This is a genomic window from uncultured Arcticibacterium sp. (assembly GCF_964021845.1).
GTDB lineage: Bacteria > Bacteroidota > Bacteroidia > Cytophagales > Spirosomataceae > Arcticibacterium.
This window is the reverse complement of the sequence record NZ_CAXHZC010000007.1, coordinates 157,720-182,593: the sequence shown is the minus strand read 5'-3', so window position 1 is coordinate 182,593 and position 24,874 is coordinate 157,720. Positions and strand designations below refer to the sequence as shown.

The window sequence follows — 24,874 nt, the reverse complement described above, 5'->3', positions numbered from 1 at the left end:
AGTAGTTAATACTATTCAAAAACCAGCATCTTAGCATTATTCCGAGCCATAAAAATCCTATTGCCGAAGCTTAAAGCATCTCTAACCTGCCCAGTAATACTGATACCACTTTCTTTATTAGAAATAGCTTTAAACCTTTGGTTTCCTATGCCTTTTAGTAAAACTCCTCTGCTGGCGTCATGTCTGCCTACTTGTGGTTTCAGCCCGTAAAAGTTGCCACCAAGCCAAATATCCATTTTTCCATCTTTATTAAAATCCCTCGCGATTATTCCAAAAATGGGAGATACCTGAGCTTCAATTGGCAAAGCTTTAAAAGTGAATTTACCTCCTTCATTCCATAGAATTCCAGTGCTTAGATTTTCAGCTTTAAAGGCCTTGGCTTTATCCACTTTTTCTGCATCAAAGAGTTCTTGATATTTCATTCTGCCAAACTGGTCATACTTTAAGTTCTTCTTTTTAAGGCTAGGCATTTGCATTGTCAAATCCATTTTACTAGCAAAGGGAAAGCTTTCAGAATCTAAAGGAGCTTTCCAGTTAATAATGGTTTCGGATTTACCGTTCCCGTCAAAGTCACTAACATACATGGATAGTGGGTTTGAGGCCGATGCTTGAAATTTGCTGTTTTGCCCCCAATTACCAAGAATAAAGTCCATGTCTCCATCGCCATCTAAGTCTTGAGACTCTACCCTAGTCCACCAACCAGTGCTGTTTGGTATTATTTCAGGAATGGATAATATACCTCCATTATTTCTGAAAATATGAATGCCCATCCATTCTCCTACCACTAATAAATCCATGTCACCATCTTGGTCTGTGTCTTCCCAAATAGCATCCGTTACCATGCCAATATTTGCTAATGCTTCTGTAGCCACATCAGTCCAAACGCCTCCATCATTTCTAAAAAGGAAGCACCTAGGGGGTAAACCATAGTTTCCTGGGACGGTTCTGGCACCCAAGAAAAAATCTGGGTCACCGTCTTTGTCATAGTCGCTTACTTCTAAGGTTGAAAAGTTACCAACTGCTGGTGGGATTTTTTCTGGACTTACAGTGAAGTTTCCTCTTCCGTCATTTGTGTAAAGTCTAACAATAAAATTGACTTTTTCTACATTTACCTGATTTCCACCCGCTCCAACAAGAAGGTCTAGGTCACCGTCCATATCGAAGTCAAGAAAGCTTCCACAGGTACTTTCAAAAGCCTTGTCATTGTTGAATGCTTTGTTGTTTCCAAGTTTAAAGCTTCCATTTTTGCTTTGAAGAAAGAGTTTGTCAGGGTCATCTTTGGCTCCTAGAAGTATAAAATCGTCTAATCTGTCTCCATTGACGTCACCCACCACCAGCCTAGGACCTTCGGTAGAAAGCATGTTGGTGAGTAAAATTTCTTGGTCAAAATCATTGTAGCGATTCTCAACATGTGTCGCATTGCCATAAATGGTTTCATTTGTAACATCTTTAAACCATGGCTTTGCAATTGCAGTATTTTCAGGAGCAGTTAGTTCGTTTGCCTTATTATAGTCGAGTGTTAAGGCTTGATTAATGCCGACATTAGACATTTTTTCTGTTTTGCCATCTGGCCAAATAACTGTCAGTTCGGTAATAGTTTCTTTTCCTAAGCCAAAAATCAATGAAGGTTCAATGCTACTTTCAAACCCTCTATTCATGTAGTTTTCCATGACTTGTGTAGAGCTAGAGGTTTTGACGCTTACTTTAGCTCCAAGACCTTTCGAGTTTCCCTTGGGCCCTTTAAAATTAACTTTGAGGTAGTTATTTTGATATAGCGTTTCTGCATTGTTTTGATAAATAAAGCTAGGCATGTTGACATTGTTTATCACCAAATCTAAGTCACCATCGTTATCTAAGTCGGCATAAACAGAACCATTACTAAATGATGGCGTTCCTAGTCCAAGGCTATCCGTAGCATTACTAAATTTCAGATTACCTTCATTAAGGTAAGCCACATTCTTTAAAGGATTTGAAGGTATTTGCTCGCTGAGAGCTACAAAGTCAAAAGTCTCTGGGGAAGTGGCAAGCTCTTTTTGAATATCAGTGCTGCTCATAAAATCCCTGAAGTCACCTGACATAATATCTTTATTGATGCCATTAGCAACAAAGATATCTTTGGTACCGTCGTTTTGGAAGTCAAAAAGAAGAGCACCCCAACTCCAATCTGTAGCCGCCACACCGGAGAGTAAGGCCACTTCCTGAAAATTGGCATCGCCATCATTTAACTGAAGACAGTTCTGAATCATTTGATAGTGATAATTGGCTCTGTATTTTAAATCTTCTAAATGAAATGGGTCAAAGTTTACCATAGATTTTATACGGTAATTATCACCAGCTAGCATATCTGTGGTGAAAATTTCAGGGAAACCATCGCCGTTAATATCGGCTATGTCTGCTCCCATACTAGAGACCGATGTATAGTTTATCCTGTTGGTTAAATCTTCCTTAAATGTACCATCGCCATTGTTTAGATAAAGGTAATCTCTTTCCCAAAAATCGTTAGAAATATAAATATCAGGTAGGTTATCTTGGTTTAAATCACCAATGGCCACACCAAGTCCAAAGCCGATTTCGCTGCTGTAAATACCTGCTTCTGCAGAGGCGTCTGTGAATATACCATTGTCATTTCTCATGAGCCTATCTCCGCCAGCAACATCTGGCTGGTCTCTCATGCTTTTATATAATTCAATTCGTGATGGGTCTTTAAAGCTATTGTTTAGAATGTAGCAGTCTAAATCTCCATCTTGGTCGTAGTCAAAAAAGGCGGCATGTGTGGTATATCCGGTGTTGTCTAGATTGAGTTCTTTTCCTTTTTCAGTAAATGTTAAATCACCATTATTTAGGAAGACTTCATTTTCTTTATTTTGACCTTCAAGTCCTCCTGAGTTACACACATAAATATCCAGAAAACCATCGTCATTAATATCGGCCATCACTACGCCAGTGCTCCATTCCTTATTTCCGCCTACTCCAGCTGTTGCTGTTATATCTTCGAATTGAAAATTTCCTTTATTAAGGTACAGCTTATTTTGATGTTGATTACTGGTGAAATAGATATCTGGAAGCCCGTCATTATTGATATCACCTACGGCTACACCTCCGCCGTTATAAAAATTTCGGTAGGTATGAATGTTAAATTCTTTGGTTTCTTTGACTTGATTAATGAAGTCAATACCCGTCTCTTCTGCTGTTTTTAGTTCAAAGAGCTTTTTTTTCTCATTCGATTTTTGGCAAGAAATGAATTGAAAAACTAAAAATAAAATCGGGAGAATGATTCTCATGTAAACAAAAGGTTTTGATAAAAAGTAGTCTTTCAAATTTACTTTAAAATAAGAAGTTTTGGACGGTCAATTCGTTAATTTTAAGGTCAAAACTTTTTGTTAATTAATTGTCTTTTAAAATCATAGGTGCCAAATATTGTAATAGTTTTTCTACGGCTTTAGTTACGCTATGCTTACTATTGGTTTCGTTATTCTCTTTCTCTCAAGATTCATGGACCACAGTTTTACCTACCGTGGGTACATTTTCTTCGCCAAGGGTTTCAGATTTAAATGGTGACGGTGTCAAAGACATAATTTTAGGAGCAGGGCGGTTGGAGTTTGAGGCCTGTGACTCCGCCATGATTGCTCTGGACGGTACTAATGGCGATATACTTTGGAAGGTGCCTGCTATAGATCAGATTTTTGTATCTGCAGCTTTATTAGATATTAACCTTGATGGCGTAGATGATGTCTTTTTAGGAGGGCGTTCTTCAGAATTAAAAGCTATCAATGGGAAGACAGGAGACGTTTTTTGGTCTTTTGATACACTAAAATATTCGGAAAATGGGGCCAAACGTTGGTTCAATTTTTATAACCCTCAGTTTATTCATGATGTTGACCAAGACGGAATTCAAGATATTTTAATTGCAAATGGTGGTGATATCATGGTGGAGCCACATGACCCCAATAGGGCAGCTGGTAGGCTCTGCATTATTTCGTCAAAAACAGGTGTATTACTGGCAGATGCCACTATGCCAGATGAGCATGAAATTTATATGTCTGCTGCAGTCGATATGGATTTAGAGAACCCGCTAGCTTCTAGAGTTATTTTTGGAACTGGTGGTGAAACCACCCCAGGAAACTTGTTTGTTGGAACACTGGACATGGTTTTAAAAGGAGACCTTAGTGCTTCACAAAAGTTGGCTAATGGCTTTGAAAAAGGTTTCATATCGCCTCCGGCTTGGGTAGATATTAATGAAGATGGAATAAGAGACATTGTTAGTAGTTCTGTAGATGGCAGGTTATTGGCATTCGATGGAAAAACCAATAAAGACCTTTGGCAAATGCGTTTGCCAAATACTGAGGCCTATTCCTCCATGGCAATAGGTATGTTTAATGAAGATGAAATTCCAGATTTTTTTGTTTCTTATGCTCAGGGTGTCTGGCCTGATTTATCATGGACCAGGCAAGCTATGGTGAATGGATTAAATGGTGAGATAGAATACTTAGATTCTCTCGGTTACTATCAAACCTCCAGTCCAGTGGTTGTTGATTTAACTGGAGATGGTATTGACGAAGTGGTTTTGAGTGTAGGCTATCAGGTATTAGACAGTTTAAACAGAATGAGCTTTTATTCCACACTGTATGCCATAGAGTTTATTCAGGAAAACGTATTGCCAATGGTAGACGGTTTGCCGGGTCATAATGAGGCCTCTACACCTTGGCTCGGCGATTTAGACGGTGATGGCTTGTTAGATATTGTTTACTGCCATGGTATAAATAAGTACCAGACCTATACCTTTGATGGTTTAAGAGTGAATTGTCTTAAAACTACCGCACCCATTTCAAAACCCATAAAATGGGGTGCATATATGGGTAGTGATTATAATGGCGTGTACAAATAGAAATAAATATGACAACGGTTTTAACTATTCTGGAGTGCTCAATTTTGTTAATATTAGGCATCATTCATTTTAATTGGGCTGCGGGTGGAAAGTTTGGAATGGAAGGAGCTGTACCCACCACAGAAAAGGGTGAGTCGGTATTAAACCCAGGGGCAAAGGATAGTCTAATCGTGGGTTTAGGTTTGACCGTTTTTGCCTTATACTTTGCTGTTTCTGGAGGTTTAATTTCTGTAAAACTACCTGTTTGGGTTGCTAAATATGGAGGTTGGGTTATCTCTATTATTTTCCTCTTGAGAGCCATGGGCGACTTTAATTATGTAGGTTTTTTCAAGAAAAAAAGGAACACCAAATTTCACAAGATGGATACCAAACTTTATATCCCACTGTGCCTAACACTAGGCCTTATTGGCCTTTATCTTACTTGGTAAATACACCATTACCTTCGGGTCCCATGTATGCACCCCATTTCACAGGAGCATCCATTTTAATAGAAGTACTAATTCTTTTTACTTGCATGCCAAGAAAGGCCAGAAGGTTAGCACTTGGGCTAAAGTATTGACAATGAATAATATCAAGATAGCCGTCACTGTCTAAGTCACCTATCCACGGCGTGCTAAATATATTTTTGAAAAGGGCAAGTTCTTCAATCTGCTGAACTTTGTTATTCCTAAAATCTAGGGCTAATAGTTTGGTCTTAACTTCAATCTCCTCAGGAGAGGTAAAACCTAGGTCACAGTCATATTCATTAATACTTATAATGGCTTCGTCAGCCCCATCATCATTAAGGTCATAGATTACGGGAGAAGAAAAACCGGTACATCCCAAAGTATTGGTATAAGCCACGTTACCAGTTTTTCCGTCAAGCATGATTTGTAAAGAGCCCGTGCTTTGAGGCCAAATGCCTTTGCTCACAAATGTGAAAAGGTCGGGAGTTTTATCCCCATTAAAATTACCTACGGCAAAACCATTGCTAGACTCAGTTTCGGGAATGCTTTGTGTCCAAAGTGAATTTAAACTTTTGCCGTCAACGGCCGCGATTTTACTTCCATGAGAAATGGAAACAATATCATAAAAACTATCGCCATTTAAATCAACAGCCACAGAAGGGGCAATATAGCCATGTCCGCTAGTGTCAGAGCTGATGATTTTAGCTCGGCTAATGTCATTACTTTTTAAATCTTCTAGTGTGGTGAGGTATAAATTACCGTTTATGGTTTCTCCACCAGTACCAAAAACAATGTGTTCACTTCCATCAGGTTGTTTGAAATAAAGTGGAGGCATATATGACTCACCGCCATCAGGCATAGTATCAGCAGCTATAACGCTTCCGTCTTTACTATTTAAAATCATGAGAATTCCAGCATACCTATTCTCTGTAGTATTTGGAGCGGCTTTGGAGTTTCCGCCAGTAACTACTAAAAGGTCTTTGGTGTTATCATTGTTTTGGTCCGGAATAATGACTGTATTATGGAAGTTATATTTGGCATTTTTTAATTTCGGGTGATTTTCATATTTGTATTCCCATCGCCAAATGCCCTCTCCAGTTTTTCCGTTTATGGCGTAAAACTGGTTTGACCTACCTCCTATAAAAACATCTTTTACTCCATCTTCATTTACATCAAGTAAAGTGGCGGAGCCATAAATTTGGTCAATAGTAGCATGCTGCCAAATAAGCTCTCCCGTTTTTCCGTCAAAGGCTATAACGCCTTGACTAGATTCTTGATATTCGTTTTTTCCGGCCCCCATTATAATATCAAAAACGCCATCATTATTTAGATCAGCAGCTTTTGGAGAAGACTGTGAACCAATTTGAGATAAGTTTTTTGTCCAGGTTAGCTCTGTTTTCTTTGAGGAGCATGAAAGTACAGTGAGGGTGATTAGTGCAATCGAAACGTATTTTGTCATCTTGATTCTTAGCATTGTTTTGGTTTTTAAAACACGCCACAAGTTACTTTATTACTTTTTAAATTATTGCACCTGCTTTAGCTTAAAAGCTTTCAAAAAACTAATTTTATGTTTCTGTGAAATCTGAATGTGCCTTGTCTCAAATGAAAAAATATATTGTTTTTTGTCTGTCTCTCTTAGTGCTGTCTTGTCAAAAGTCAAATGACACGTTGTTTGTTGCTTTAGACGCTTCTGATTCGGGCGTTAATTTTATAAATAGCATCGTCGAAACCGACGACTTAAACGTCTTGGTTTATGAGTATTTCTATAATGGAGGAGGAGTAGCTGCCGCCGATTTTGATAATGACGGTTTGGTTGATTTATACTTTACAGCTAATCAAGGGGCTGATAAGGTGTATAGGAACCTAGGGGAATTAAAATTTGAAGATAAATCTGAAATTGCGGGTTTGACCTGGAATAATGAGTGGAAAACAGGAGTAACTGTAGTAGATATTAACGCTGATGGACTTTTAGATATCTATGTATCTGTTTCAGGAAATGAAGAAAGACCAGACCTAAGAAAGAACAAATTCTATATAAACGAGGGCAACTTTAAGTTTACCGATAGGGCGGGAGAATACGGTTTAGATTGCGATGGTTTCACTACCCAAACTGCCTTCTTTGATTATGATAAGGACGGCGATTTAGATGCCTATGTGATGAATCATAACGTTAAAGACTTTAAGCGTTTTGATGTGGAGGCTATTCACTTTATGCGAGACCAGTATGCAGGAGATAAACTTTTCAGAAATGACGATGGGAAGTTTATTGATGTAAGTAAAGAAGCGGGTATTAAAGGCAATCCTATAGGTTTTGGTTTGGGAATAAACGTCTCTGATTTGAATGAAGATGGCTGGCCAGATATTTATATTTCTAATGATTACTTGGAGGGAGACTATCTCTATGTCAATAATCAAGACGGAACGTTTTCTGATAAAATAGCGGAGATGGTAGATCATACCAGCTATTTCAGTATGGGGAATGATGTGGCTGATATTAATAATGATGCCCTGCCAGACATTTTTACGGCAGATATGCTTCCTGAAGATAATAGGCGTCAAAAGTTACTTTTTGGGCCAGATAATTATGAAGGCTATTTGAACATGCTTCAAAATGGATTTCATCCGGAAGTGATGCGAAATATGCTACACATCAATGAAGGCAATGGCAAGTTTTCTGAAATGGGTCAGCTGGCAGGTATATCAAATACGGATTGGAGCTGGTCTCCTTTATTGGCCGATTTTGACAACGATGGTTTTAAGGACATGTTTGTTTCAAATGGTTATCTGAGAGATTATACCAATAATGATTTCGTCAAATTCTATTCTGAACAGCGTAGCGAAGGCAATGACAATGTTTTAGAGATTATAAACAAAATGCCGTCTACCAAAACCGCCAATTACGCCTTTAAAAATAAGGGAGGACAGACTTTTGAAAATGTACAAGAAAGTTGGGGTTTTGAAGATGCTCGAATTACCAATGGTGCCATTTATGCTGATTTGGATAATGATGGAGACCTGGAGATTATTACCAATAACCTCAATGAAACGGCAAACATTTTTGAAAATAAGACCAATGTTAAAGTCAGTTATATAGGCATTGATTTAGAAGGAAGCTCTAGTCAAATATTAAATACAAAAATCAAGGTTTATGCTAATGGCAGCTCGCAATACAGTGAGTTTTCTCCAAACCATGGATTTCAAAGTAGCTATTATGGTCCGCAGGTTTTTGGTTTAGGTGCGAGCACCTCTATAGATAGGATAGAAGTAGTTTATCCAAATGGGCAAGGTCAGGTATTGAGTAATCCAGCTGTCAATACTTACCTCATTATTCCTTTTGCACCACAGGATATGGAAGCATTAGAAGAAGAATTTCCAATTTTTAAAGAGATTGATTTTCAGGCCATAGCACATTCCCAAAAGCATTTGAATGACTTTAATCGTCAAATTCTTTTGCCTTGGATGTATTCTTTTCAGGGTCCATGTTTGGCAAAGGGAGATATTGATAAGGACGGCATTGAAGACTTTTATTTAGGAGGAGGGAAAGGTTCTCCGGGTCAATTAATGAAAGGCTTAGGCAATGGGAAATATCTGGCTGTAAGTGAAACAACATTTAAAAAATGGGAGCTATGCACCGATGTAGATGCTGAGTTTTTTGATGCTGATAATGATGGTGATTTAGACCTTTATGTAGTAGGTGGTGGATATGAATATTTGCCAAACGACCTCATGTTGCAAAACAGACTTTTCCTGAATGATGGCAAAGGAAATTTCACTAAAACAGACTCTGCTTTTCCTGCTGATATCTTTTCAGATGCTGCCGTGGAGGTTTTTGACTTTGATAATGATGGAGACCAAGATGTTTTTGTTGCGGGATTTGTAGTGCCTGGAGATTATCCAAAAGCAAATCCCTCAAGAATGTATATTAACGAGTCTGGTGTTTTTAAGAAACTGGATTTAGAGCTATTTGAAAATTTAGGACTGATTACTGACGTAAAAGCCGCGGATTATAATGTTGACGGAAATATGGATTTGATATTAGCGGGTGAGTGGACAGCCATTAAAATTCTTAAAAATACTGGTGGCAGTTTTGAGGAGGCAAACGAGGCCATTTCTAGCGGAACAGGGCTATGGCAACGTTTACTTTTGGAAGATTTTGATGGTGATGGAGATATGGATTTGGTCGCAGGAAATCTTGGCTTGAACTCGCAGTATTGTGCCACTGAAGCGGAGCCTTTGCAGCTTCATCTGGCTGACTTTGATGGAAATGGAAGAATGGACCCTGTGATTTCGTGCTATATCCAGGGTGTGAGTTATCCTGCATACAGTAGAGATGAGATTTTAGATCACATAGCACCTTTAAGGAAGGTTTACACCACGTATGAAATTTACTCTGGAGTAACTACAGAGAGCTTTTTAGAAAATTTCCCTGATGTAAAGCCTGAGGTTTTAAAAACAACTAACCTTTCCACGTCTTATTTTAGAAATGATAATGGCAAATTTGTCAAAGTAGATTTACCCGTTCAAATTCAGGCGGCTCCGATTTATACCATGCTTGCCAAAGATGTAAATGGCGATGGTAAAAAAGACTTAATAGCTGCAGGAAATAACACGCACACACGTGTAAGAATTGGCAATATCTCGGCAAATCATGGTCAAGTTTTTCTTAATAATGGTCAGGGTGGTTTTACTTATCTGGCTCCTTCTAAAGTTGGATTAAATCTAAATGGTGAGGTTAGATCTATGTCAGAAGTGAATGGGAAACTGCTCATTGGCCAGAACCAACGCTCACTTCGAGCATTTTCTTATTAATTTTTACGGCCTCACAATATTCTACTAGTAAGTATGTTATGATGTTTCTGTAAAATTTTTCAATTTTTATTTTTGTTTTATAAGATTTCTGTGCTTTCATTTGTGTCATAATTAACCAAATGGTTAAACTAAATAGATAGACCAAAGAGTTGACACAAGAAGCATCTACAGAATCGAAAATTTTAAAAGCCGCAGAGGACATCTTCATAAGAGATGGAATTGACGGTGCCCGAATGCAGGAGATTGCTGACACGGCAGGTATTAATAAGGCCATGTTGCATTACTATTTTAGATCTAAAAAGCTTCTATTTGACAAGGTATTTACTGAGAAAGCAAAGTATTTCTTTCCGGAGGTTTCAAACATTTTCATGTCTGACAGCTCTATGATTGAAAAACTAGATGCTTTTGTAGAAAAGTACATTCTGTTTATGAATGAAAACCCATACATCCCTTTTTTCATAATCAGTACAGTAAATAAGAGAGGCAATGAGGAGTTTATAGATAAACTTCCTTTTAAAGAAACCATAGCAAAGAATTTTATGGAAAGCTATGCTCATGATTTAGAATTAGGTAGGGTACAAAAGGTTGACCCTATGCAGTTGCTGCTTTCAGTACTTGGGATGTGCATTTTTCCGTATCTCTCCAAGCCTATTCTGACTCATAACTTTGGCGGGGATGATGATTTTTTCAAGGAATTTATGCTGGCGAGGATTGTGGAGGTTAAGGCTTATCTCAGGAAAATTTTAATAGTGGATTAGATATGAGAAAAACACTTGTAATAATATTTTTAATGGCTGGTTCTCTTCATGCTCAAACCAATTTGGGTTTAGAAGAGTTGATTGAAAAGGCTCGTGGTTTTAATCCTCAGCAAGAGCAGAAAGGCCTAATTGATGAGATTACTGCTTTGCAAATCAAAAACCTTAAAGGTGCATATTTACCGCAATCTTCTCTGAATGGGCAGGCATCATGGCAGTCAGAAGTGACTTCATTACCTATTAGCATTCCCGGAATTGACATTGAGCTCCCAGCTCAAGACCAATACAAAGTCACTTTGGATATCCAACAAAATATATATGATGGTGGCGTAACCGCTAGTCAAAAATCTATGGCCTTGGCTAATCAAAAAGTAGAGCTCGCCAAAGTGGATGTGGACCTTTACAAATCAGAAGAGCAAGTAACCGCCTTATACTTCGGTGTGCTTTTTGCCAATAGGCAGAAAGAGAACGCAGAATTGATATTAGCCGAGGTAAACGCCAACCTAAAAAGGGTGAAGGCTTCCGTAGATAATGGCGTTGCTATCAAAAGTAACTTACTGGCTTTAGAGGCAAAAAAAATTGAATTAGAACAGAGTCTCTTGGAGATTGAAAAGAAAAAGGAAGCCGCTATCGAGGGCATTTACCTCTTAACGGGAGTTCAACTTGATAAAACTGCAACGCTAGAATCTCCGGCTAATTATCAATTTGACTCATATCAAAATGACCGACCAGAGCTAAACTTACTTTCGGCACAGCAGCAGTCTATACTGGCCTCGGAGAGTTTAATGAAATCAAAGAACAAACCGAAGATTGCCCTTTTTGGAACAGGCGGTTATGGTAGGCCAGGTCTTAACTTTTTGGCTAGAGATTTCTCTCCTTATTTCATAGGTGGTTTGCAGTTAAAAGTACCTTTAAGTCATTTGTATACAGGAAGTCAGCAGAATGATATTCAACAATTAAAGGTAAACCGCTTGAGGCTTGAAAAGCAAAAGGAAAGCTTTGATATAGCATCTAATGTACAGTTGGCTTCTGCCCGAAAGGAGATTGAAAGGCTGGAAAGCTTAATAGAAAGTGACAGGAAATTGATTAGCATCCGAGAAGAAATTACAGGGGTCGCTAGTGCTCAGTTAGAAAACGGAGTTATAACTGCCACAGATTATTTAGAAGAACTTAACAAACAAGATTTGGCGAAGCAAAATTTGATTCTTCATGAGGTTCAAATAATGCAAGCCTACAGAAATATTAAAATCATTTTGGGTCAATAACATGAGAAACAAGCATAAAATGACGGGACAAAATATATTAAAATTAAGCTTTTTGGTGGGCACATTGGCTAGCTGTAGCGGAGGTGAAAATGACTTTGACGCTTCTGGTGTATTTGAAGCCACAGAAATTATAGTTTCTTCAGAGAGTTCAGGTAAAATCTTGGACTTTGGAATTGAAGAAGGTACCGTTTTGACCGCAGGTCAAATTATTGGAAATATTGATTGCGAAAACCTTAACCTTCAAAAATCCCAATTAGAGGCTAGTTATGAGGCTATTGGAGCCAAGAGGAATTCTTCTGGACCGCAGGTTGGTATTTTAAAACAGCAATTAGTAACGCAAAACAAGCAACTAGCCGCTCAGCGTCAACAGTATGCGGTTTTAGCGAAAGAGCAAAAACGCTTACAAAAGCTAGTAGAAGCTGAGGCCGTTCCGGTCAAACAGTTAGATGATTTGGACGGGAGTTTAGAAGTACTTCAAAAGCAAATTGATGCAGCTGAAAGTCAACTTAATGTGACAGAGCAGCAGATAGTTTCTGCGGAGCAGCAAATTGCGATAGGAAACCGTGCGGTAATGAGTGAAGAAAAACCCATGCAAGAGCGTATAGCTCAGGTGGAAAACATGATAGGCAAGTGCCAAATTCAAAACCCTCAAGCAGGTACTGTTTTGGTGAAATATGCAGAGCAAAATGAAGTAACAGCTCCAGGAAAAGCTCTTTATAAATTGGCAGATATGTCAACATTAAAACTAAGAGCATATTTGACAAATGGCCAGCTTTCAAAAGTAAAAGTAGGGCAGGAGGTAACCGTTATGGTAGATGACGGCGAAGACTCTTACAAAGAAATGAAAGGAGTGGTAGAATGGATTTCTGACAAAGCAGAGTTTACGCCGAAAACCATTCAGACTAAAGATGAACGTGCAAACCTAGTTTACGCCTCCAAAATCAAAGTGGAAAACGACGGTTTCTTAAAAATAGGCATGTACGGTGAAGTGAAACTTTAATGGCTAGTGTAAAAGTTGAAAATATCACCAAAACCTATGACGAAGGGAAAGTTGTAGCCCTTGATAACATTAGTCTGACGGTTAATGAGGGCGAGCTCTTTGGTATAATAGGCCCTGATGGAGCTGGAAAAACCACCTTGTTTAGGGTCTTGGCTACGCTGTTAGTTGCTGATTCTGGGAAAGCGGAGGTTGCTGGTTTTGACGTGTTAGATGGCATGTGGGATATTCGAAAAATAGTGGGGTATATGCCCGGCAAATTTTCGCTTTATCAAGACTTGAGCATTGAAGAAAACCTAAACTTCTTTGCCACAGTTTTTGACACCACTTTAGAAAAAAACTATCATCTCATTAAAGATATTTATGACCAGATAGAACCATTCAAACAGAGAGCAGCAGGAGCACTTTCTGGTGGAATGAAACAAAAATTGGCACTATGCTGTGCTTTAATTCACGAGCCTAAAGTACTTTTTTTAGATGAACCGACTACGGGTGTTGACCCTGTTTCAAGAACAGAATTTTGGGACATGCTGGATAAGCTAAAGGCCAAAGGAATTACCATTGTGGTTTCTACGCCTTATATGGATGAAGCTAATAGATGTGATAGAATAGCTCTTATGCAAAACGGGCAAATTTTAGAATTGGATACGCTTCAGAATATAATAGAGCGTCATAAGATAAAAACCTTTGGTGTGAAAGCGGCTAAAAGATATCAACTCATGCAAGATATTAAGACCTATGAAGGTACAAGTAGTTGTTTTGCTTTTGGGGAGAAAAACCACGTGACGCTGAAATCTGATTTGCCAGATGAGGAGGATTTAAAAGCTTATTTGGTAAATCGTGGTCATGCAGATGTTTCTGTAGCGGAAGTGGAACCAGGGATAGAAGATACATTCATTAAACTGATGCTAGAAAATGAGTGATGTGGTAATTCATACGGATGGGCTTACGCGGAAGTTTGGAGACTTTACGGCGGTAGATAATATAAGTTTTGATGTAAAAGCAGGGGAGATATTTGGCTTTTTGGGAGCTAATGGTGCAGGAAAAACCACGGCTATGCGTATTCTTTGTGGTCTCTTGGAGCCTACCTCGGGTATAGGTAGGGTAGCAGGTTTTGACGTGTATAAGGAGAATGAGGAAATCAAGAAAAACATAGGCTACATGAGTCAGAAGTTCTCTTTATATGAGACGCTGACGGTACGTGAAAACATTACTTTTTTTGGTGGCATTTATGGCATCCCTAGGAAGGAGTTGAAAGAAAAAGGAAATGTGTTAATTGATAGGCTTGGCTTAGAAGAGCAAGCAGACAAATTAGTAGGCTCTTTGCCTTTAGGCTGGAAGCAAAAAATCTCTTTTTCTACTGCCATTTTGCATGAGCCTAAAATTGTGTTTTTAGATGAACCTACAGGAGGTGTAGACCCTATAACAAGACGACAGTTTTGGGATATGATTTATGAGGCATCTAACAGAGGGATTACGGTTTTTGTGACTACACATTATATGGACGAAGCCGAATATTGCGACCGTGTAAGCATCATGGTAGACGGAGCCATAGCAGCCTTAGATGCACCGCATGAGATGAAAAAGGCTTTTGAGGCCAAGGATATGAACGAGGTGTTTTTGAAACTGGCTAGGGGAGCCAAAAGAGGAGAATAATGAAAATCTTTTTAGCTTTTGTAAGAAAGGAGTTTTGGCATGTACTGCGTGACAAGCGAAGCATGATTATTTTGATGGGCTTGCCTATTGTGATGATGTTGCTTTTTGGCTTTGCCTTGACTTCAGAGGTTAAAAATTCGAAAGTTGGTATTCTTGATTTTTCAAAAGATGAGACTACAAGTTTATTGGTAGACAGATTTGACCAAAGCAAGTATTTTAGTGTAAACAAGGTACTCAGGAGTGAGAGTGAAATAGAAGAAAGTTTTAGAAGAGGGGAGGTTAGGCTGGTGATTGTTTTTCCTGAAAATTTTCAGGCCGATTTATTACATAGCAACAAAGCTCAGGTGAGGTTAATAGGTGATGCTTCGGACCCAAATACCTCAAATATTATGATAAACTATGCCTCGGCAATATTTGGAGCCTATCAAAATGAGCTTTTGGGTGACAGCAAACTGCCTTATCAAATCAATACCGAAACTCGGATGCTCTATAATCCACAGTTAAAAGGAGCCTATAGCTTTGTTCCCGGTGTGATGACCTTGATTTTGATGCTTTTGGGAGCTATGATGACTTCGGTTTCCATAGTAAAAGAGAAAGAAACAGGGACTATGGAAATTCTCTTAGTGTCGCCCATGAAGCCGCTTTTAGTGGTCTTGAGTAAGGCGGTGCCTTATTTAGTGCTGTGTTTTGTAGATGTGATTATCATTCTTTTGATGGCAGTTTATGTGTTAGACATGCCTATTGTAGGGTCTGTTCCGCTGCTTTTGGCAGAGAGCCTTTTATTCATTTTTACGGCATTGTCTTTAGGGCTTTTAATATCTGCCATAGTTGATACGCAGCAGGTGGCCATGTTTATTTCTTTGGTGGGTTTTCTTATGCCAGCTTTGGTGTTTAGTGGTTTTATGTTTCCTATTGAAAACATGCCGCTACCGCTACAAGTCATCAGTAATGTGGTACCTACCAAATGGTACTATAACATCATTAGTAGTATTATGGTGAAGGGTCTTGGTTTTGCTTTTGTAATGAAACAAACGGCCATTCTTTTAGGTATGACTATATTTTTCTTAGCCATAGCCATCAAGAAATTCAAAGTGAGGTTAGAGTAAAAATGTCTTTGACGAAATGTTTATAACAGGTATAAACTAAAAATATGAATTCCTTATAACTCCCTGTACTGTTTGAGCACGGTCTAAATTCGAGCTTCAAAAAGTTAATTTATAAGCTGCCAGTATTTAGAATTTTGATTGTGTGAGTTTACAGGGTGCAGTTTTTTTTGGTTCGTTTTTTTTCAAACGGTGCGACGCCTCGCAAAAATGAAGTCCCCGCTGGAAAGCGAGCGACAAAAAGAGTTCGTCGTTTTAAATATGAGGCGAAATCTACAATTGTTGATCGCAGAGGTTATTTTTCGGAGTTCGGGATAAAAAAGGGACATCGGTATTTTAAAAATTAATAAAAGTGAACAACCTATTTTTTCTTCTGGAGAAAGAGTTTAAACAGATTTTCCGTGACCCGGCTATTCTGCGTTTAATTCTTTTGATGCCTATTATTCAGCTTATAATGATTCCTTTGGCGGCAGATTATGAGGTGAAACAAATCGATATTTCTGTAGTAGACCAAGACCATTCTCCGTATTCTAAAAGGCTTACAGAAAAACTCACTTCTTCGGGCTATTTTCAGCTAGCCGAATACCATAACTCCTATTCAAAAGCCTTAGAAACCGTAGGAAATGGTAACACGGATATAATTTTAACTATTCCGCCTAATTTCGAAAGAGATTTAATTAAAGAGAATAAAAATACGCTTCATCTGGCGGCAGATGCCGTGAATGGAGTTAGAGCAGGTTTGGGAGTAGCTTATGCGGGTCAAATCATAAACAATTTTAATCAGGAAATTAGAGAAGAATGGGTGCAGTTTCCGAGGATGATGCCATTGCCGCAGATAGAGATTACTTCATCAAATTGGTACAACCCACACATTAACTATTACCTATTTATGGTGCCTGGCATCTTGGTTATTTTGGTAACCATGGTGGGGAGTTTTATAGCCGCATTAAACATTGTAGCGGAAAAAGAGGTGGGTACCATAGAGCAGCTTAATGTTACGCCCTTAAAGAAGCACGAGTTTATTCTTGGTAAACTTATTCCGTTTTGGGTGCTTGGTATGGTTTCTATCACGCTGGGCATGTTGTTGGCTTGGGTAATATTTGGAATTATTCCTGTGGGTTCCTACTTAACCGTTTATGCTTATGCGGCGGTATACCTTTTGGGTGTTTTAGGGATAGGTCTACTGGTAAGCACTTTTGTAGACACGCAGCAACAGGCTACCCTTTTTGCCTTTTTTATTATGATGGTTTTCATTCTTTTGGGAGGGCTTTACACACCTATAGAAAGTATGCCAGACTGGGCACAGTGGCTAACTAAAATTAACCCGCCAGCTTACTTTATTAGAGTAATTAGAGCCGTATTTATAAAAGGAAGCAGTTTTTCAGAACTCCTACCGGACTTCTTTGCCATGGTGGGTTTTGCTATATTTTTCAATTTCTTAGCGGTAAGAAATTACAGTAAAAGAACTTCTTAAGCGAATGGATAATAATTGATACTTAAGGAACGTAGGATTAAAAAATAGAATCCTCCCCAAAGTCTAAATTGGTCAAACAAATTTCCTAGTCCCTGCAAAATCTTCACGGAATTGTTTAGGTGTACAGTTTTTCTTTGACTTGAAAAGTCTATTGAAATAAGAAAGATTATTAAAACCACACTTATATGCTATTTCAGAAATGGTTTCTGTGGTGTCAATTAACCTACGAGAAGCATGTCCTAGCCTGATTTCATTCAGGCTGTCTATAAAGGTTTTTCCAGTTCTTTTTCTAATAAACCTACTAAAAGAAACGTCCGTCATTCCTGCAATTTTGGCTACGGTAGATAGTGTTACTTCTTTAGCATAGTGGGTTCTCATATGCTCAAAAACCGCTTCTATTCTTCGGCTGTTAAAACTTGTTTTATTACCCATGAAAGTATCGTCAGATAACAGACGGATATCTTCTGATATAGAAAGCTCGTGCAGGATACTCATGAGCTCAATTGTACTTTCAAATCCCGTTTTCTCTGTTAGAGATTGAAGTTTTGGTCTTAGTTTTAGAGCCAGTTCTGGCGAGAAAGTTATCCCTCTTGCCGATTTTTCAAATAGTTTGGTTATCAGATAGGATTGATTCTTTTTTAAGAAGTTTTCTCCGAACAAATCCATATGAAATTGGATGGTTATTTCATCAATATGTTTCCCTGTTTTTTCAAAGTTATAATCGTGATTTACCCACCCGTGCGGTAAATTGGGACCAACTAAAACTAGCTCCACATCATTAATAACCTCTTGATGGTCGCCCACTATTCGTTTTACACCTTGTGCATTTAACAAAAAGTTAAGTTCAAATTCTTCATGAAAGTGAAGAGGAAAGTCAAAATTTGTTTTGGTCCTAGTGATAACGTAAAAACAGTCATACTCGGTCAATGGAGTTATTTCTCGGTAAACTTGAGCCATTTAATATATAGGGTAAAAGTATTTGTTTCAAAAATAGTTGATTTTGTATTACATTTCAAACAGTATTTTACTATTATACTAAAACGATTAAGCTTGTTTTCTGTACTTTAATGATAGGAACTAATGAATGTTTGTCAGTTTTAGGTAGATAAAATTGTATTATTAGTATAGTTTAAATTATTGGTTTTCGGTCTCTTTCTATTATTCTGTCTGGCTTAAAAAAAAGTATCTTTTTGGTATGTGGTTCGTGGTTATTTCTATTTTTGACGTTCGGAAGGGTTTATCTGTGTAAGAGTTTTGATGAGTTTCTTCCTAAAAAAATATCAACCAATTATTTACTATCCCTAAACCAATCTCATGTCTGAAAAGAAAACTAACAACATGTCTGCTCTCTATACGCTCATGACCGTATGGTTCTTTTGGAGTTTTGTGGCAGCTTCTAATGGCATTCTTATTCCATTGTTTAAAGAGAAATTTGTCCTATCACAAACAGAAGCACAGTTAGTAGATTTTGCTTTTTACGCAGCCTATTTCGTGGGCTCATGGCTATATCTAATATTTTCTAAGTTAATGAAGACCGACATTCTTAATAAAATTGGCTACAAAAACGGAATAGTCATAGGTCTTGGAATGTCAGCCTTGGGAACACTTTTATTTTATCCAGCGGCAGTAGCAGAATCTTATGAGTTGCTTTTGGGAGGTTTGTTTATAGTAGGTCTAGGTTTTAGTCTTCAACAAACGGCTACGCAGCCATTTATGATAGCTTTAGGGCCTGCCGAAACAGGTGCACAGCGTATTAATATGGGCGGTGCCGTAAATAATTTTGGTGGTACCATTGGTCCAGCCTTAGTTAGCTACGCCATTTTTGGTTCTATTTCTAAAGACGCCGCTTTAAATGCGTCAATTCAAGATGTAAAGATTCCTTATTTGATATTAGGAGCCCTTTTCGTAATTGTTGCTATTTTCTTTTTGGTGTCTAAACTTCCAAGAATAAATAATGAGGAAGAAGTTCAAGTTGATAATAACTTAACTTTTGGTCCATTGATATTGATAGGTATTTTTGCAGTTACATCTATCTTTTTAAGTATTGAAGACGCCATTATGGTGAGTTTTGGTATTATGGTACTTTTCTTAGTTTATGCCTTATACAGAGGATTTACTTCAGGTCCATTATCAGGAAAAGAATCCTCCGTTTTTGATTATCCACAAGCTCTTTTAGGTATGGCCGCCATCTTTGTTTACGTAGGTGTGGAGGTGACAGTAGGTTCCAATTTAGGAGAATATTTAAAAGAGACACAAGACTTAGATTCTTCAGAAATTTCTAAATATGTATCGCTTTTTTGGGGTAGTATGATGATTGGCCGTTGGACAGCCGCTATGCCGGCTTTTAACCCTTCTGCTATGTGGAAGAAAATTTTGACTTGGGTAGTTCCGTTTTCGGCCTTTGGTATTGTATTAGGTGCCAACTCGCTTTATAGCGGCGACGTATCAGACCTTTACCCGTACGTGGGTTGTGTGATAATCATGATTTTAGCATTTATAGCGGCAAAAGAAAAGCCAGTACTAATCCTACTAATATTTACAGCACTAGGAGCTATTATGACTTGTATAGGTATTTTTAGTACTGGAGATGTGGCTCTTTTCTGTCTTATTTCTGGTGGTCTTTTCTGCTCTATCCTGTGGCCAAGTATTTTCTCATTGGGTACGGCCGGTCTTGGTAAATTTACCAATCAAGGTTCAGCATTGCTTATCATGATGATTTTAGGGGGAGCTATTTTACCGGTAATTCAGGGGAAATTAGCAGATATGATAGGCATTCAATTTTCTTATACTTTGGCAGCGGCATGTTTTATTTTCTTATTTGTTTTTGGTTTAGTAGCTCAGAAAACATTGAGAAAGCAAGGCATTGACTTTGATGCTGAAGTAGCTAAAAAGGGAGCTTCAAAAGGCGGACACTAAATATGCAAGAAATTAATATCAGAGAATTTGGAGAAGATGATTTTGAGCAATTGCTTGAGCTTTTCAAAGAATTCTCTGTTTTTGAGAAACGCCCTCAAATGATGGTCAATGATTTAACCACAATGAAGGCCGAGAAAGATTATTTTAAAGGCTTTGCGGCAGTTTTACCTAACGGTCAAATTGTGGGCTACGCTACCTATAACTTTGTATACTATACTTGGAGCGGAAAATCCATTTACATGGATGATTTATACGTCAAACCTGATTTCAGAGGAACAGGCTTAGGCAAAGGGCTTATCAATAAAGTCATAGACTTCGCAAAGGAAAACAACTGTCAAAAAGTAAAATGGCAGGTGTCTCACTGGAATGTCAAAGCCAAAGAGTTTTACAGAAGCCTAGGAGCAGTAATTGACGATAACGAACAAAACTGTGATTTGAAGCTACTATCATCCGATTAAAGAGTATAAATGAATTGAATTCGATATATCGCCCTGTGCTGTCTGAGTACAGTCAAAATCCTCTTTAAATTATTATAATAATATATAGCTGATATTAGGATTTTGAGTGTGCGAGTTTTCAGGGTGTTGCTTTTTTTGTTTCGTTTTTTTACAATAAAAAAATGAAATCCCGGCTGGAAAGCCTGCCGAACAAAAAGCAGTGGCAAAGAAATGAACAGCATTAATTTTGAAAGAAAGTCTACTTTTAACGCGATTATGATGTTTAGATGAATTACATTAATTTAATATTGAAAAAAACGTGAACCCAAAAATCATAGACTCAGCCGAAAGGAAATTTATAGGCATGAGTCTAGAAATGACATACTCAAATAACACCACAGGTCAATTATGGGGTGGCTTTATGCCAAGAAGAAATGAAGTTCAAAACAGAATTCATCCAGGTTATTTCTCTTTACAAGGCACCAACCCTGCCTATACTATGTATGATAGAACCGTAGATAGGACATTTACAAAATGGGCTTTGGTAGAAGTTAACAGCTTTGATGTAGTACCTGATGGCATGGAAACCTTCGTTTTACCAGCAGGTAAGTATGCAGTTTTTCTTCATAGCGGAAAAGGTGTTCCAGCTTTCATAGAGAAAATAAAAACAATTTTAAGCAAATGGCTTCCAAGCTCAGGGTATCAAATTGACAACCGCCCCGACTTTGAAATCTTAGAAGAAAATGCCCGAAATAACCCAGAAGCAGAAGAAGAGATTTGGGTACCTATAAAGTGAGAGTTTTGTATGGCTTCAAAAAGGAGCTTTCAAACTTTATGTAGGCTGATTTAGAGTTGCAATATTTTTAGTAATTTGGTTTATGCGTTTATCTAAACTGATTTTATTTTTATTCTTAACTAGCAGTAGTGTTTTTGCTTATTGTGGAGATAGTGGGATTTGGGTATTTCCAAACGACAGAAAATTAAATAAGAATCCTGTATTTATAGTAGAAGGTTTTGCAAGGAGCCAAAAGGCTATTTTATCCCTAAATAAAGAGCATAAAATATATTTAAAAAGTGGCAATAGTAAAGTTGATCTAGTAGTGTTAGAAACGCTTATAGGTGATTTTCAACTAACGCAGGCTGTTTTGAAACCAGAAGTGGAACTTATTCCAGGTTTAGTGTATAGCCTGGAAATAGATAATCTTAAGAATCCCGAAATACTTAGAAGGTTTAATTTTGAAACAAAGAAATTTGAATCAATAGAATTTATTGTTGGGGAAGAGTTAGATTTAAAGAAACCGAGAATTAAAAGAAAACCTCAAGTTTCAGAAGAGGTTCTTACTTATTGGGGGTGCGGGAAAGAAGTCAAGGTCATCTTCGATTTTAAAGTTAAAGATGATTCTGAGGTGGTAGTAAGAGCATTAGTGAGGAACAGAATGACTGGAAAGGAAACCGAATTCTATGTTTCTTTAATAAATGATAAAATGGTGTTGGGTAAAAATATGTGCTCTGGGGCTTTCTTGTTCGAGGAAGAAGTTCGATATGAGGCCGAATTTGTCGTAATGGACGCTTCTGGTAACAAAACCGCATATTCTAGAAAGCCTATTAATTTATCACGTCCTGCAAAACGAACTTATCCTGAATTTTCAAAATTAGATTTAAAGTTTGAATCAATAGAACTTGATGATTTATAGAACAAAATCATAAAATATGAAAAACCTAAGCCTACTACTTCTAACCCTTTTTGCTTGGCAAAGCCTTATCGCTCAACCGCCACCAGACCATCAATGGGTGGAGGTGATAGTTTCGCCAAATAACGCAGACTGGCTTTATGAAATGGGAGAAGAAGCCGAGTTTACGGTGACCGTACTTAGAAGAAATGTACCCTTAGAAAACGTTACCATAAAGTATAGCATTGGCCCAGAAAAGATGCCAGCTACTTTAGAAAACGAGGTTACTTTGACCTATGGAGCTACTAAAATCATGGGCGGCACCATGAAAAACCCAGGTTTTTTAAGATGCCATGTAAGTACGGAGGTTGATGGTAAAACCTATACAGGTTGGGCTACGGTGGGTTTTGAGCCAGAAAAAATTCAACCAACTGTTAAGAAGCCTGTCAACTTTAATATCTTTTGGAATGAAGCCTTGGCAGAAAACGCCAAACTCCCATTAGACACCAAAATGACACTCTTACCAGAACGCTGTACGGAAAAAGTAAACGTGTATCATGTAAGCTTACAAAACTGGAAACATGGAGCAAGACTTTACGGAATTCTTTGTGTACCCAAAGCTGAAGGAAAATACCCTGCAGTGTTAAAAGTACCGGGTGCTGGCATTAGACCTTATTATGGTGATGTTCAGTTTGCGGAAGACGGCGTTATCAGTTTTGAAATAGGGATCCATGGTATTTCAGTGATTATGCCGCAGCAAAATTATGATGATTTATTGGCTGGTTGGAATAACCACTATTGGAATAATAACCTGAACGACAAAGACACTTATTTCTACAAACGCGTGTATATGGGCGTGGTGAGAGCCAATGATTTCATCACATCGCTTCCGCAGTGGGATGGTAAAAACTTAGGCGTAATGGGAAGCAGCCAAGGCGGTACACTTACCCTAGTTACCGCAGGTTTAGACAAAAGAGTTACGGCAGCTTCACCAGTTCACCCAGCTATGTGCGATTTGACAGGCTATTTAGAAGGTAGAGCGGGGGGTTGGCCACACTATTTGTCAGATACCACTAAATGGTCTAGAGCAAGCCACCAAGATGTTATGGAGACTATTGGCTATTATGACGCAGTGAATTTCGCTAGACAGGTTACAGTACCTGTTTTATTCTCTTTTGGTTATAATGATACCACTTGCCCGCCCACCTCGGTTTATGCAGCCTATAATAGCATCACAAGTCCAAAGGAAACATTTTTAGCCGTGGAGTCTTCTCACTGGGTTTTCCCTGAGCAGCAGCAGAAACAACGAGCTTGGATGATGAGGAAATTGGGGAAGTGAATTCAACCAAAAAATGTTAAATTTGTCTAGGCTAAAATGTTTTGAAAATGACACAATTATTAGTTGAGGTTCCAGAAGGCGAATTAGATTTTTTCAATTCGCTTATAGAAAAGTTTAAATACAACTCAAGAGTATTGGAAGATGAGGGTGAATTCTCGCCGGAGTTAAAGGCACTTTTAGATGAACGATTAGAGGAAGACGAAACGAAGTATGTCTCTTTTAGAGAAAGCCATTTGGAGTTGAAAAAGAAGTACGGAATTTAAGGTAATAATTTACCAAAGGCTGTAGAGTAAATAAATCCCAAAACTATATATCATGTTTAAATTTTTAAAAAATATTTTGTCAAAACCAGAGGGATACAAGGAGTATCAAGATTTATTACATGTTTTTTTAAATGATACGGCACTTTCAGAGAATCAAAAAAGCGAATTAGAGGATTTAGCTAGGTTCTATAACATTTTGGATAGTGATTTACGAGTAATTCATAAAAAGGAAATTACAAATGTTTTTAAAGCAATTACTTCGGATGGTATAATAACCGAAATCGAAAAGGCTCACTTAGAGGACTTAATGAGCTATTTTGGTTTTGCTAGAAGCGACTTTGGTTTTAATCAAAAGGAGTTTAATAAGTGCTATACTCTAGGATTAATTGAAAATGGAGAATTGCCAAAAACAAACATTCCTACCTTAAACTTGATTCTAAAAAAAGATGAGTTTTACCATTGGGGGTGTGAAATGAAATTGAAGCAATTTAAAAAAGTCAATAGTGGTGCATCATACCGAGGTCTATCAAGCTCTGTTAAAATAGCGAAGGGTGTTCGTTATCGAATAGGTTCGTATAAGGTATCATCAAATACAAGAGAAGAATTAAAGGTAATTGACAACGGGTTATTTTGGTTAACTAACCAAAGAGTTGGCTTTCAAGGAACTAAAAAAAGTTTTTCAATGCCTTATACTAAGATACACTCTTTCGAACTCACAAAGGACGGGATTTATTTATTTAAGGATGGAAGAGAGTCACCTTTTATAATGGAGTTAGATGACTATGATGTACCCTGCCTTTTAATATCGACTATTCTGAATTCTTAACATTGAGAAAAAAGCGAACCAAACTGGCTCGCT

At 37.9% G+C, this 24,874-nt stretch carries 20 protein-coding genes; 17 read left to right on the top strand and 3 right to left on the bottom strand.

All coding sequences use genetic code 11. The features are described 5' to 3' along the window. Positions 1-11: 11 nt before the first annotated feature. Complete coding sequence (locus AADJ06_RS18390; protein WP_341227955.1) at positions 12-3,281, bottom strand: VCBS repeat-containing protein; 3,270 nt, start codon at positions 3,279-3,281, stop codon at positions 12-14. A gap of 107 nt (positions 3,282-3,388) precedes the next feature. Here AADJ06_RS18390 and AADJ06_RS18385 point away from each other — a divergent pair, with 107 nt between their 5' ends. Further along, positions 3,389-4,885: a PQQ-binding-like beta-propeller repeat protein gene (locus AADJ06_RS18385; RefSeq protein ID WP_341227954.1), complete on the top strand. Its 1,497-nt coding sequence runs from the start codon at positions 3,389-3,391 to the stop codon at positions 4,883-4,885. A gap of 8 nt (positions 4,886-4,893) precedes the next feature. Further along, positions 4,894-5,313: a DUF3995 domain-containing protein gene (locus tag AADJ06_RS18380; protein ID WP_341227953.1), complete on the top strand. Its 420-nt coding sequence runs from the start codon at positions 4,894-4,896 to the stop codon at positions 5,311-5,313. On the opposite strand, the gene AADJ06_RS18375 is transcribed toward AADJ06_RS18380, so the two are convergent. Then, positions 5,303-6,805 carry a PQQ-binding-like beta-propeller repeat protein gene (locus AADJ06_RS18375; RefSeq protein ID WP_341227952.1) on the bottom strand — a complete coding sequence of 501 codons (1,503 nt, stop codon included), beginning with the start codon at positions 6,803-6,805 and terminating at the stop codon, positions 5,303-5,305. The genes AADJ06_RS18380 and AADJ06_RS18375 overlap by 11 nt on opposite strands. Before the next feature lie 128 nt (positions 6,806-6,933). Here AADJ06_RS18375 and AADJ06_RS18370 point away from each other — a divergent pair, with 128 nt between their 5' ends. The 8 genes from AADJ06_RS18370 to AADJ06_RS18335 all read left to right on the top strand — a co-directional run bounded on the left by AADJ06_RS18370 (position 6,934) and on the right by AADJ06_RS18335 (position 17,390). Beyond that, complete coding sequence (locus AADJ06_RS18370) at positions 6,934-10,140, top strand: VCBS repeat-containing protein (protein ID WP_341227951.1); 3,207 nt, start codon at positions 6,934-6,936, stop codon at positions 10,138-10,140. Between the two features lie 149 nt (positions 10,141-10,289). Next, on the top strand, positions 10,290-10,898 hold the full coding sequence (locus AADJ06_RS18365; protein WP_341227950.1) for a TetR/AcrR family transcriptional regulator: 609 nt from the start codon (positions 10,290-10,292) through the stop codon (positions 10,896-10,898). Between the two features lie 2 nt (positions 10,899-10,900). Further along, positions 10,901-12,160 (top strand): TolC family protein, encoded by a 1,260-nt coding sequence (locus AADJ06_RS18360; protein WP_341227949.1) that lies wholly within the window; start codon positions 10,901-10,903, stop codon positions 12,158-12,160. A gap of 1 nt (position 12,161) precedes the next feature. Then, positions 12,162-13,160 carry an HlyD family efflux transporter periplasmic adaptor subunit gene (locus AADJ06_RS18355; protein ID WP_341227948.1) on the top strand — a complete coding sequence of 333 codons (999 nt, stop codon included), beginning with the start codon at positions 12,162-12,164 and terminating at the stop codon, positions 13,158-13,160. Next, positions 13,160-14,080 carry an ABC transporter ATP-binding protein gene (locus AADJ06_RS18350; RefSeq protein WP_341227947.1) on the top strand — a complete coding sequence of 307 codons (921 nt, stop codon included), beginning with the start codon at positions 13,160-13,162 and terminating at the stop codon, positions 14,078-14,080. Before AADJ06_RS18355 ends, AADJ06_RS18350 begins: the two co-directional genes overlap by 1 nt. Continuing rightward, the gene (locus AADJ06_RS18345) at positions 14,073-14,813 is read left to right on the top strand and encodes an ABC transporter ATP-binding protein (RefSeq protein WP_341227946.1); all 741 of its coding nucleotides are present in this window, start codon (positions 14,073-14,075) and stop codon (positions 14,811-14,813) included. Before AADJ06_RS18350 ends, AADJ06_RS18345 begins: the two co-directional genes overlap by 8 nt. Beyond that, entirely contained in the window at positions 14,813-15,919 is a 1,107-nt protein-coding gene (locus AADJ06_RS18340) for an ABC transporter permease (RefSeq protein WP_341227945.1), read from the top strand. Before AADJ06_RS18345 ends, AADJ06_RS18340 begins: the two co-directional genes overlap by 1 nt. Before the next feature lie 349 nt (positions 15,920-16,268). Then, positions 16,269-17,390, top strand: coding sequence for an ABC transporter permease (locus tag AADJ06_RS18335; protein ID WP_341227944.1), 1,122 nt, complete (start codon positions 16,269-16,271; stop codon positions 17,388-17,390). A 72-nt stretch (positions 17,391-17,462) separates the two neighbouring features. Here AADJ06_RS18335 and AADJ06_RS18330 read toward each other — a convergent pair whose 3' ends face one another. After that, positions 17,463-18,347, bottom strand: a complete 885-nt coding sequence (locus tag AADJ06_RS18330; protein ID WP_341227943.1) for an AraC family transcriptional regulator — start codon at positions 18,345-18,347, stop codon at positions 17,463-17,465. Positions 18,348-18,704: 357 nt separating this feature from the next. Here AADJ06_RS18330 and AADJ06_RS18325 point away from each other — a divergent pair, with 357 nt between their 5' ends. From AADJ06_RS18325 to AADJ06_RS18295, 7 genes are all read left to right on the top strand, one after another. After that, positions 18,705-20,306: an MFS transporter gene (locus tag AADJ06_RS18325; RefSeq protein WP_341227942.1), complete on the top strand. Its 1,602-nt coding sequence runs from the start codon at positions 18,705-18,707 to the stop codon at positions 20,304-20,306. Positions 20,307-20,308: 2 nt separating this feature from the next. Next, positions 20,309-20,764, top strand: a complete 456-nt coding sequence (locus AADJ06_RS18320; protein ID WP_341227941.1) for a GNAT family N-acetyltransferase — start codon at positions 20,309-20,311, stop codon at positions 20,762-20,764. A 298-nt stretch (positions 20,765-21,062) separates the two neighbouring features. Next, entirely contained in the window at positions 21,063-21,539 is a 477-nt protein-coding gene (locus AADJ06_RS18315; protein ID WP_341227940.1) for a GyrI-like domain-containing protein, read from the top strand. A gap of 82 nt (positions 21,540-21,621) precedes the next feature. Further along, on the top strand, positions 21,622-22,437 hold the full coding sequence (locus AADJ06_RS18310; protein ID WP_341227939.1) for a hypothetical protein: 816 nt from the start codon (positions 21,622-21,624) through the stop codon (positions 22,435-22,437). Positions 22,438-22,453: 16 nt separating this feature from the next. Beyond that, positions 22,454-23,752, top strand: coding sequence for an acetylxylan esterase (locus AADJ06_RS18305; protein WP_341227938.1), 1,299 nt, complete (start codon positions 22,454-22,456; stop codon positions 23,750-23,752). Positions 23,753-23,799: 47 nt separating this feature from the next. Next, on the top strand, positions 23,800-24,015 hold the full coding sequence (locus tag AADJ06_RS18300; protein ID WP_341227937.1) for a hypothetical protein: 216 nt from the start codon (positions 23,800-23,802) through the stop codon (positions 24,013-24,015). A gap of 52 nt (positions 24,016-24,067) precedes the next feature. Beyond that, complete coding sequence (locus AADJ06_RS18295) at positions 24,068-24,841, top strand: hypothetical protein (protein ID WP_341227936.1); 774 nt, start codon at positions 24,068-24,070, stop codon at positions 24,839-24,841. Positions 24,842-24,874 lie beyond the last annotated feature (33 nt).

Coding starts and splice junctions, on each gene's coding strand:
- AADJ06_RS18390 (WP_341227955.1), bottom strand. CDS start 3,281: ATGAGAATCATTCTCCCGATTTTATTTTTAGTTTTTCAATTCATTTCT.
- AADJ06_RS18380 (WP_341227953.1), top strand. CDS start 4,894: ATGACAACGGTTTTAACTATTCTGGAGTGCTCAATTTTGTTAATATTA.
- AADJ06_RS18375 (WP_341227952.1), bottom strand. CDS start 6,805: ATGCTAAGAATCAAGATGACAAAATACGTTTCGATTGCACTAATCACC.
- AADJ06_RS18370 (WP_341227951.1), top strand. CDS start 6,934: ATGAAAAAATATATTGTTTTTTGTCTGTCTCTCTTAGTGCTGTCTTGT.
- AADJ06_RS18360 (WP_341227949.1), top strand. CDS start 10,901: ATGAGAAAAACACTTGTAATAATATTTTTAATGGCTGGTTCTCTTCAT.
- AADJ06_RS18355 (WP_341227948.1), top strand. CDS start 12,162: ATGAGAAACAAGCATAAAATGACGGGACAAAATATATTAAAATTAAGC.
- AADJ06_RS18350 (WP_341227947.1), top strand. CDS start 13,160: ATGGCTAGTGTAAAAGTTGAAAATATCACCAAAACCTATGACGAAGGG.
- AADJ06_RS18345 (WP_341227946.1), top strand. CDS start 14,073: ATGAGTGATGTGGTAATTCATACGGATGGGCTTACGCGGAAGTTTGGA.
- AADJ06_RS18340 (WP_341227945.1), top strand. CDS start 14,813: ATGAAAATCTTTTTAGCTTTTGTAAGAAAGGAGTTTTGGCATGTACTG.
- AADJ06_RS18330 (WP_341227943.1), bottom strand. CDS start 18,347: ATGGCTCAAGTTTACCGAGAAATAACTCCATTGACCGAGTATGACTGT.
- AADJ06_RS18325 (WP_341227942.1), top strand. CDS start 18,705: ATGTCTGAAAAGAAAACTAACAACATGTCTGCTCTCTATACGCTCATG.
- AADJ06_RS18320 (WP_341227941.1), top strand. CDS start 20,309: ATGCAAGAAATTAATATCAGAGAATTTGGAGAAGATGATTTTGAGCAA.
- AADJ06_RS18310 (WP_341227939.1), top strand. CDS start 21,622: ATGCGTTTATCTAAACTGATTTTATTTTTATTCTTAACTAGCAGTAGT.
- AADJ06_RS18305 (WP_341227938.1), top strand. CDS start 22,454: ATGAAAAACCTAAGCCTACTACTTCTAACCCTTTTTGCTTGGCAAAGC.
- AADJ06_RS18300 (WP_341227937.1), top strand. CDS start 23,800: ATGACACAATTATTAGTTGAGGTTCCAGAAGGCGAATTAGATTTTTTC.
- AADJ06_RS18295 (WP_341227936.1), top strand. CDS start 24,068: ATGTTTAAATTTTTAAAAAATATTTTGTCAAAACCAGAGGGATACAAG.